The sequence below is a fragment of the Geminocystis sp. GBBB08 genome (genome assembly GCF_016743215.1).
In the GTDB taxonomy this organism is placed as follows: Bacteria; Cyanobacteriota; Cyanobacteriia; order Cyanobacteriales; family Cyanobacteriaceae; genus Geminocystis.
In genome coordinates this window covers 1-1,653 of sequence record NZ_VRZC01000293.1, presented here as the reverse complement: position 1 = coordinate 1,653, position 1,653 = coordinate 1, and the positions used below count along the sequence as shown (strand labels likewise).

2 protein-coding genes are annotated in these 1,653 nt (G+C 29.0%); both read right to left on the bottom strand.

The window, feature by feature from the left end:
• Positions 1-685 (bottom strand): hypothetical protein (locus tag FWJ34_RS19315; RefSeq protein ID WP_308256951.1); only part of this gene is annotated, 685 nt, incomplete at its 3' end.
• A 46-nt stretch (positions 686-731) separates the two neighbouring features.
• A complete protein-coding gene (locus FWJ34_RS19310) occupies positions 732-1,451 on the bottom strand; it encodes a hypothetical protein (protein WP_308256950.1) in 720 nt (239 codons plus the stop codon).
• Between the last annotated feature and the right edge of the window lie 202 nt (positions 1,452-1,653).

The following is a 1,653-nucleotide window of genomic DNA, read 5'->3' as shown; positions in this document are numbered from 1 at the left end:
AAAAAGGCTTTTCGGCGCTAACTTGAGCTTGATTTTGAAAATTAATCCTAAAGTTTTCAGGAAAAGATTCCCCCGTAACAATATAACGTAACTTATGAACAGGTAAGTCATAACCTAAATATTTTGCTATTTTTAGAAGATGAAAAATTAATGAGGGAACTATAAATAGAATAATTTGTTCCACATCAGAATTCATATAATTAATTAGATCGATAATCGACTCTAACTTAACACTGGGAGAAAAAGTATAAAAAGTATAATTGATGTCTATAGAAAGAGTTTTTAATGCCAAATCAAAATTTTCACTAGCTGCCCATGCTTCACTATTTAGAGTCATGATAGCTAAAGTTGGCTTCTGATGAATTTGAAAATTACTTTCGAGAAACATTCTTAGTTTCAACCCATCATTTTTGACCGCTTCAGGATATTGTAACCAATAAGTAATTTTGCCCGATGAACCTGATGATTTGCCAATTCTGTAACCTTTTTTTCTATTTTGTGGTATTAGATCTTGAAGGCTATATTTAAGTATGTAGTTTTGTTTATCGGTTATGGGTAAATTTTCAAAACAATCTATTGATGTGATGTTCTGACTTTCGAGAAAATTTTTATAAGCAGAAATAGTTTCATAACCTTGTTGAGACAGTTTTAATGCTTTTTGTGCAGAACCTAAGTATTTATTCATACAAAAGTGTTTATAGATGGATATTAATTAATAGTGGTAACTTGATTCATAATTCGTGATAATCAGATTTAATAATACCTTGATGTTTATTTTTATTTACTAAATCTTGAGAAAGGTTAGGATATGAATGAAATTTTAACTCAACTATTCTTTTATTACTAATTTTTTCCCATTGACTATAAATTATCTCCCAATCTTTTGTAAAAAGAGGATGAAGTTCGCATAAAGTCTTAATAATAAAAGAATACACTTGTTCTTGTAACTGTGTATTTAATTCAATGTTTGGTTTTGTTTCTAAATCAATTTTTAAAACTTGTCTGCCATTTTCTTGATAAATGACTTGAGCATAATATATTCCTGTTAAAATATTTCGTAACTCTTCATGTTTAATAATCTTATCGAGAAGATATTGAGTGATGTTAATACCAAAAAGAATAATAGCATTATCACTACGTCCTTTAAGAGCTAAAACATCTGGTAAATAATCACTGGAATTATTAATTATTTCTAGCAATTGAGGACAAATATTTTGATTAATACAAGCCATGATTAATTTTTGTTTTAAATCTGGCCAAGAATATAAACTAACTTCATCCCCAAGAAGATAACGAAATAATGGAGTATCCTGCCATTGGGTTACAAGTATTCCTTTTTCATGTGTCTCGATAAAAGTATCTTTAGCTGTGAAGTGAAAAAAATTAGGTATTGAATTGTTAAAACCTAAACGACTTGCAACAACCGGATTTTGGTATAAGATTTTTCTCAAACAAATGGAAGCTAAAGATTCTGCCCCTAAAGTTCCTGTATCTGCACTACCATAAAAAGAATATAAAAAAGGCTTTTCGGCGCTAACTTGAGCTTGATTTTGTAAATTAATCCTAAAGTTTTCAGGAAAAGATTCCCCCGTAACAATATAACGTAACTTATGAACAGGTAAGTCATAACCTAACTATTTTGCTATTTTTAGA